The organism is Achromobacter sp. NPDC058515 (assembly GCF_042721735.1).
In the GTDB taxonomy this organism is placed as follows: Bacteria; Pseudomonadota; Gammaproteobacteria; order Burkholderiales; family Burkholderiaceae_B; genus Achromobacter.
Window position 1 is genome coordinate 193,110 of record NZ_JBHXNI010000014.1, and the last position, 7,081, is coordinate 200,190.

The 7,081-nt window shown below is 62.1% G+C and carries 7 protein-coding genes; 5 read left to right on the top strand and 2 right to left on the bottom strand.

The annotated features are described in order from the left end of the window. Positions 1–65: 65 nt before the first annotated feature. Positions 66–833 (top strand): SIMPL domain-containing protein, encoded by a 768-nt coding sequence (locus tag ACFWP0_RS22750; RefSeq protein ID WP_377845892.1) that lies wholly within the window; start codon positions 66–68, stop codon positions 831–833. On the opposite strand, the gene lgt is transcribed toward ACFWP0_RS22750, so the two are convergent. Beyond that, complete coding sequence (gene lgt / locus ACFWP0_RS22755) at positions 808–1,596, bottom strand: prolipoprotein diacylglyceryl transferase (RefSeq protein ID WP_377845894.1); 789 nt, start codon at positions 1,594–1,596, stop codon at positions 808–810. The genes ACFWP0_RS22750 and lgt overlap by 26 nt on opposite strands. A gap of 128 nt (positions 1,597–1,724) precedes the next feature. On the opposite strand from lgt, the gene ilvD reads away from it, so the two are divergent. From ilvD to msrA, 3 genes are all read left to right on the top strand, one after another. Then, positions 1,725–3,410 carry a dihydroxy-acid dehydratase gene (ilvD, locus tag ACFWP0_RS22760; protein ID WP_377845896.1) on the top strand — a complete coding sequence of 562 codons (1,686 nt, stop codon included), beginning with the start codon at positions 1,725–1,727 and terminating at the stop codon, positions 3,408–3,410. After that, positions 3,394–3,729, top strand: coding sequence for a c-type cytochrome (locus tag ACFWP0_RS22765; RefSeq protein WP_377845898.1), 336 nt, complete (start codon positions 3,394–3,396; stop codon positions 3,727–3,729). Before ilvD ends, ACFWP0_RS22765 begins: the two co-directional genes overlap by 17 nt. Positions 3,730–3,806: 77 nt before the next feature. Next, positions 3,807–4,361 carry a peptide-methionine (S)-S-oxide reductase MsrA gene (msrA, locus tag ACFWP0_RS22770; RefSeq protein ID WP_377845900.1) on the top strand — a complete coding sequence of 185 codons (555 nt, stop codon included), beginning with the start codon at positions 3,807–3,809 and terminating at the stop codon, positions 4,359–4,361. Positions 4,362–4,498: 137 nt separating this feature from the next. Here msrA and hppD read toward each other — a convergent pair whose 3' ends face one another. Beyond that, on the bottom strand, positions 4,499–5,611 hold the full coding sequence (gene hppD / locus ACFWP0_RS22775) for a 4-hydroxyphenylpyruvate dioxygenase (protein WP_377845902.1): 1,113 nt from the start codon (positions 5,609–5,611) through the stop codon (positions 4,499–4,501). Positions 5,612–5,767: 156 nt separating this feature from the next. Here hppD and ACFWP0_RS22780 point away from each other — a divergent pair, with 156 nt between their 5' ends. Next, positions 5,768–6,244, top strand: a complete 477-nt coding sequence (locus ACFWP0_RS22780) for an Lrp/AsnC family transcriptional regulator (protein WP_377845904.1) — start codon at positions 5,768–5,770, stop codon at positions 6,242–6,244. Positions 6,245–7,081: the final 837 nt, after the last annotated feature.

The window sequence follows — 7,081 nt, forward strand, 5'->3', positions numbered from 1 at the left end:
ATAAGCGCAGGTCCGCGTCGGGCGCCTCGGCACTCCCCCTCCGTCCTCCCTCCTAGGACCAGTCCATGTTCAAACACCCTGTTTTCTCGCTGACCAAACTTGGCGCAGCGTGCGCAGCCGTGGCCGCCATCGCCGCTGTCCAGCCCGTTTATGCGCAGGCCCAGGCGCCGGCCGCCACGTCTGCCGCCAGCGAACCGGCCGCGAACCGCTCGCCGGAGATGACGTTGCAAGCCATGGCGTCTTCCGAGGTCAAGCAGGACACTGTTCGCATTTCGCTGTCCGCTGAAGTTGAAGCGCCGGACCAGCCGTCCGCGGGCAAGAAGCTGACCGCCGCGCTGGACGATGTCGTCGCCCGCGCGCGGGGCACCAAGGGCGTGGATGTCCGCACCAGCGGCTTCAACGTCTGGCCCAACATGAGCAGCAAGGGAAAGATCAGCTCCTGGCGCGGCCAGGGCGAGATCGTGCTTGAGTCCAAGGATTTCGAAGCCGCCGCCGCGCTGGCCGCCAAGCTGTCGGACAAGACCGCGATTTCCAGCATCAGCTTCTCGCTGTCGCGCGAGGCGCGCGACGCCGAAGAGCGCAAGCTGCTGAAAGATGCCGCGCAAGCCTTCAAGGATCGCGCGCTGGCCGCGGCCAATGCCTTCGGCTTCTCGGGCTACCGCTTGTCCAAGCTGGAACTGGGCGGCTCGGGCGGCCCTGTGCCGATGCCGCGCATGATGGGCGCCTCGGCCATGGCCAAGGACGCCTCCGGCGGCTTCAATCCGAGCGTCCCGCTGGAAGCGGGAGACGTCACGGTCAGCATCGCGGTCAACGGGACGATCGTTTTGCAGTAAGGCTGAACATGATGGCGCCCAGGGCGACCATCGGCAGGGACAGCCACTGTCCCATGCTCAGTCCGCCCGCGAGCAGGCCCAGGAAGTTGTCCGGCTCGCGGGTGAATTCCACCAGGAAGCGGAACGTTCCGTAGCCCATCAGGAAAAGCCCGCTTACCTGGCCCAGCGGACGCGGCTTGCTCGAAAACCACCACAGCAGCACAAACAGCACGATGCCTTCCAGGCCCAGCTCATAGAGCTGCGACGGATGGCGCGGCAGCCCGTCGCCGCTGTCCGGGAACACCATCGCCCACGGCACGTCCGTCGGCCGGCCCCACAGTTCGCCATTGATGAAGTTGCCCAGACGGCCAAACCCCAGGCCCAGGGGAATCAGCGGCGCGATGAAGTCGCTGACCGCGAAGAAAGGCAGGCGCTTCTTGCGCGCGAACAGCAGCATCACGAGAATCACGCCGATCAGGCCGCCGTGGAACGACATGCCGCCCTGCCACAGGTACAGCACTTCCAGCGGATTCGCCAGGTAGTACGCCGGCTTGTAGAACAGCACATAGCCCAGCCGGCCCCCAAGCACCACGCCCAGCACGCTATAGAAGATCAGGTCTTCCAGATCCTTCACGTTCAGCGACGTGGTGTGGCCGCTGGTGATGCGGCGGCGGCCCAGCAGGTACACCAGGGCGAAGCCCGCCAGATACATCAGTCCGTACCAATGGATGGCAAGCGGCCCGATCTGCAGGGCGATGGGGTCGAATTTTGGATATTCCAGCATGTTCTGCCCGACACAATAAAGTTGAATGATAATAACCGGCGAGCACTGAAGATTCGCATGCAAGCGAGCCAGCTTCCCGGGTGCGATCGCCATGTCCGCGCCCCGATGGCCGACAGGAGAGACAGACCATGCCGTACAACGAACGTTCCCGCCACATTACCGAAGGCGTCGCGCGCGCGCCCAATCGCGCCATGTACTACGCGCTGGGCTACAAGGAAGCCGACTTCGAAAACCCCATGATCGGCGTGGCCAACGGCCATTCGACGATCACGCCGTGCAACAGCGGGCTGCAGCGCCTGGCCGATGCGGCTATCGACGCGATCCGCGCTTCCGGGGCCAATCCCCAGGTGTTCGGCACGCCCACCATTTCCGACGGCATGTCGATGGGCACCGAAGGCATGAAGTATTCGCTGGTGTCGCGCGAAGTCATCGCCGACTGCATCGAGACCGCCGCGCAGGGCCAGTGGATGGACGGCGTCGTCGTGATCGGCGGGTGCGACAAGAACATGCCTGGCGGCATGATCGCCCTGGCGCGCACGAACGTGCCCGGCATCTATGTCTATGGCGGCACGATCAAGCCGGGCCACTACAAAGGCAACGACCTCACCATCGTGTCGGTCTTCGAAGCCGTCGGCGAATACACCATGGGCCGCATGCCCGAGGCCGACTTCAAGCAGATCGAGAAGTGCGCGATTCCCGGCTCGGGTTCCTGTGGCGGCATGTACACCGCCAACACCATGAGCTCTTCCTTCGAGGCCATGGGGATGAGCCTGCCGTACTCCAGCACGATGGCCAACGAAGACGAGGAGAAGGTCGTCTCCGCCGCGGAGTCGGCGCGTGTGCTGGTGGAGGCGGTCAAGCGCAACCTGCGCCCGCGCGACATCATCACGCGCGAGTCCATCGAGAACGCCGTGTCCGTCATCATGGCCACCGGCGGATCGACCAACGCCGTGCTGCACTTCCTGGCCATCGCGCACGCCGCCGAAGTGCCGTGGACCATCGACGATTTCGAACGCATCCGCAAGCGCGTGCCGGTGCTGTGCGACCTGAAGCCCTCGGGCAAGTATGTCGCCACCGACCTGCACCGGGCTGGCGGCATTCCGCAAGTCATGAAGCTGCTGCTCAATGCCGGCCTGCTGCACGGCGACTGCATCACCATCACGGGCAAGACTATCGCCGAAACCCTGGCCGACGTGCCCGACGCGCCTCGCGCGGACCAGGACGTCATCATGCCGATGGATCGCGCGTTGTACCCGCAAGGGCACCTGGCCATCCTGAAGGGCAACCTGTCGCCCGAAGGCTGCGTCGCCAAGATCACGGGCCTGAAGAATCCCGTCATTACCGGCCCCGCGCGCGTTTTCGATTCCGAAGACGACGCCATGACCGCCATCATGGCGCAACAGATCCGCGACGGCGATGTCGTGGTCATCCGCTACGAAGGCCCCAAGGGCGGGCCCGGCATGCGCGAAATGCTGGCGCCCACCTCCGCCCTGGTCGGCCAGGGGCTTGGCGAGACGGTGGGCCTGATCACCGACGGCCGGTTCTCGGGCGGCACCTGGGGCATGGTGGTCGGCCATGTCGCGCCCGAGGCCTTTGTCGGCGGTCCGATTGCGCTGATCCAGGAAGGCGATTCGGTTACCATCGATGCCCACAAGCTGCTGCTGCAGCTCAACATCAGCGACGAAGACATGGCGGCTCGTCGCCAGGCCTGGGTTCCGCCCAAGCCGCGTTATACACGCGGTGTGCTTGCCAAGTTCGGCAAGCTCGCCAGCACCGCGAGCCGTGGGGCAGTAACCGATGCATTTGAAGATTAGTCTGTTGGCGGCCGTTGCCTGCGCCCTGAGCGCCGGCGCGGCCCATGCGCAAACCACCGGCCTGGACCTGGCCAAGAGCAAGGCCTGCATGGCCTGTCACCAGGTGGAGGCCAAGCGGGTCGGGCCTCCATTGAAGAGCGTGGCGGAGCGTTATGCGGGGCAGGGCGACGCCATGGTGGATTTCCTGGCCGGCAAGATCCGCGGCGGCGGCCGCGGCGCCTGGGGCGCCGTGCCCATGCCGGCCCAGACTCACGTCACGCCCGAAGATGCGCGCCTGCTGTCCGAATGGATCTTGTCGCTGGCGCCGCCCAAGCAGTAGCCTTATTCTCTATGCCCCGCGCATAAGGCCGGGGGCGCTGGCCGCGGGCAGCGGCCGCCTATCAGGAAGGAATCGTCATGGCAGAACTACCATCCCCGGGCAACGAGGTCGCCGTTCTAGGCGGCGGTTGCTTCTGGTGCGTCGAAGCGGTATTTGCCGAGCTGCGAGGGGTCAAGAGCGTGTTGCCCGGCTACAGCGGCGGCCATGTGGACAATCCCAGCTATGAGCAGGTCTGCGGCAAGGACACCGGCCACATCGAAGTCGCCCGGATTGAATTCGATCCGGCCGAACTGTCCTACAGCGATTTGCTGCGCGTGTTCTTCGCTACCCACGATCCCACCACGCCAGGCCGTCAGGGCAACGACGTCGGTCCGCAGTATGAATCGGCGATCTTCTGGCAGAACGAGTCCCAGCGCGAACAGGCGGAGGCGGTCATTGCCGAGGTCGAGTCGCAACAGGTCTACGATGCACCCATCGTCACGAAGCTGCTTGCGCCCGCCAGGTTCTGGCAGGCCGAGGACTACCACAGCAATTACTTCGCCCTGCATCCCGAACAAGGCTATTGCCAATTCGTGATTGCGCCCAAGGTCGCCAAGTTCCGCAAGCAGTTCCAGGACCGCCTGCAGCGCTAAGCCTTGCCCGCTTGCTGCCTCATCCCGGTGGGGCGCCTCGTCTTGCCGGCGGCCCGGCGAAAAAAAAACCTCACCACGCGGTGAGGCTTCAAGGCCGGCGCGGGCGCCTGAGCACCGCGCGCCGGCGGGGGAAGTATTTATTCCACCGTCTTCAGGACGCCGCGGCGCATCTGGTCCAGCTCGATCGATTCGAACAGGGCCTTGAAGTTGCCCTCGCCGAAACCATCGTTGCCCTTGCGCTGGATGATTTCAAAGAAGATGGGGCCGATCTGGTTCTCGGTGAAGATCTGCAGCAGCAGGCCGCCGCCGGGGGCGCCGTCCAGCAGGATGCGGTTTTTTTGCAGCCGCGCCACGTCCTCGCCGTGATTTGGCAGGCGGCGGTCCAAGAGTTCGTAGTACGTTTCCGGCGTATCCAGGAACACCACACCCGTTTTCCGCAACGCTTCGATGGTGGCGTAGATATCTTCGGTCGCCATGGCGATGTGCTGGATGCCTTCGCCGCGATAGAGGTCCAGGTATTCCTGGATCTGGCCTTTCTCTTCCGTGCCTTCCTCGTTGATCGGAATACGGATGTTGCCGCACGGCGATGTCATCGCCTTGGACTTCACGCCGGTGACTTTGCCTTCGATGTCGAAATAGCGCACTTCGCGGAAGTTGAAGAGACGCTCGTAGAACTCCGACCACTCGGCCATGCGGCCCTTGTGCACGTTGTGCGTCAGGTGGTCCACCAGCGTCAGGCCGGCGCCGCGCCAGGCCACGTCGGTCTGCGCGTTGGCCGGATCCAGCGGCATGAAGTCCACGTCGTAGATGCTGATGTCGCCGATGCCGCCATGGCCTTCCTTGCCCGCCCAGCGGTCAACCAGGTAGATCAGCGAATCGCCGATGCCCTTGATTGCCGGGATGTTCAGTTCCATCGGTCCGCTATGCGAGTCGAAGCCCCATGCGCCCAGTTCGAGCGCGCGCTTGTAGGCGGCATTGGCGTCCTGCACGCGAAAGCCGATCGCACAGATCGAGGGGCCGTGAAGGCGGGCGAAGCGCTGGGCGAAGGAGTCCGGCTCGGCGTTGATCAGGAAATTCACGCCGCCTTGGCGGTACAGCGTAACGTCCTTGTGGCGGTGCTTGGCAATGGCCTTGAAGCCCAACAGCTCAAACACCTTGCGCAGCGCGGCGGGGTCCGGCGCGGCGTATTCAATGAACTCGAACCCGGCGGTGCCCATCGGGTTGTCCCAGGGTTGGAAAGCGCTGCTCATAAGTCTGCTCCCTTGCATCTTTTGTGAGGACGACTTGTTCTTCAAGTCTAGACGGAGATTGTAGGTAGGAAGGGTGGGCAGACAATTGCAAACATGTCGCGAAACCGGGTATGTTGGGCAATAATATTGCCGTATATGAAGAGTATGGGGCTAAAAATGTCTGACATTGAGCTTGATAGGACAGATCTAAGGATTCTGGCTGAGTTGCAGCGGGATGGCCGCCTCAGCAACCAGGAATTGGCGGACCGTGTTTCCCTGTCGCCCAGCCCCTGCCTGAGGCGGGTCCGCCGTCTGGAGGAGAAGGGCTTCATCAAGAAGTACGTCGCCCTCATCGACGCCGGCAAGGTGGGCCTGGGCTTGTTGGCCTATGTAAACATCCGCCTGAACAAGCACAGCGGCTCCAGCCACGCGCCCATGAGCGACTTCGCCCGCGACGTGCAGCTTTGGCCGGAAGTGATCGAGTGCTATGCCATGTCCGGCGATATGGACTATCTGCTTCGCATCCAGGTGGCGGACCTGGCGCATTTCTCCCGTTTCGCCATGGATACGCTGATGCGCCACCCGGCGGTGGTGGATATGCGGTCCTTCTTCGCGCTCCAGCAAATCAAGGAAACGACCGAACTCCGGCTCTAGGGCGATAAGCTGCCCTTTTCGGATGCGCCTATATATAGAGGGGCATCACTGCTTCCCCGTCCTGCCGGTAGGCCGGGATGCTCCTCTTTATATAGAGGCGATGCATGGCGGGGTCGAGAAAAGCGGGGTGCGTCCCCTCAATATTTCATCTTTCTGCAAAAAGGGTGTCATGCTTGCGACGCACGTTTTAATTCTGTGCTATAGTCTCGCTCCTTCGCAGTTCAAGAAGTTCTGAGCCGCGAAACCAAGCAAGTGCAACAGGTCTGGCGGGGTCACCCACAAGGTCTGCCGCGGAAAGCGATCAGAAATGAAAGCCCGGCGGTTATTGCAAAGGTTGGTGCAAATCAGGCAGAAGCCAGTTGCACAATCTGCAAAAATTGTGCTATAGTTTTGGGCTTGGCTGGTGATGACGAGTCAGGGTTTACCCGAAGCGGACATCAGCCACCTGTGCAATAGCCAACCCCTGAAATTCAGGGCTGCTTATGAAAATAAGCGGGGTTGCAAGATAGGGTGCAAATCAGGCAGAAGCCGGTTGCATAATCTGCAAAAGTTGTGTTATAGTAGAGGGCTTGGCGGTTGCCGAAAAGTTAGGGTTAACCCTGACGTTTCGATAGCTGCTAAGGCTGAGAAATCAGCAAGGCAGTAAGAAGTAAAGCAGTGCGCAGTACCGCTCTTTAACAATTAAACAACCGATAAGTGTGGGCGCTTGATGCGAGTGCAGTGTGATTGGGTTTTAAACCCTGGTCACAAGCACAATGAAATCAAGTGCTCACTAGAAGTGAAGTACCTTAGACGTCAAGTTTAAGAACATACCTCACTTCCTTTGAGTAGCGACGT

Excerpts from the sequence above, each read along its gene's own strand:
- ACFWP0_RS22750 (WP_377845892.1), top strand. The coding sequence starts at position 66 with ATGTTCAAACACCCTGTTTTCTCGCTGACCAAACTTGGCGCAGCGTGC.
- lgt (WP_377845894.1), bottom strand. The coding sequence starts at position 1,596 with ATGCTGGAATATCCAAAATTCGACCCCATCGCCCTGCAGATCGGGCCG.
- ilvD (WP_377845896.1), top strand. The coding sequence starts at position 1,725 with ATGCCGTACAACGAACGTTCCCGCCACATTACCGAAGGCGTCGCGCGC.
- ACFWP0_RS22765 (WP_377845898.1), top strand. The coding sequence starts at position 3,394 with ATGCATTTGAAGATTAGTCTGTTGGCGGCCGTTGCCTGCGCCCTGAGC.
- msrA (WP_377845900.1), top strand. The coding sequence starts at position 3,807 with ATGGCAGAACTACCATCCCCGGGCAACGAGGTCGCCGTTCTAGGCGGC.
- hppD (WP_377845902.1), bottom strand. The coding sequence starts at position 5,611 with ATGAGCAGCGCTTTCCAACCCTGGGACAACCCGATGGGCACCGCCGGG.
- ACFWP0_RS22780 (WP_377845904.1), top strand. The coding sequence starts at position 5,768 with ATGTCTGACATTGAGCTTGATAGGACAGATCTAAGGATTCTGGCTGAG.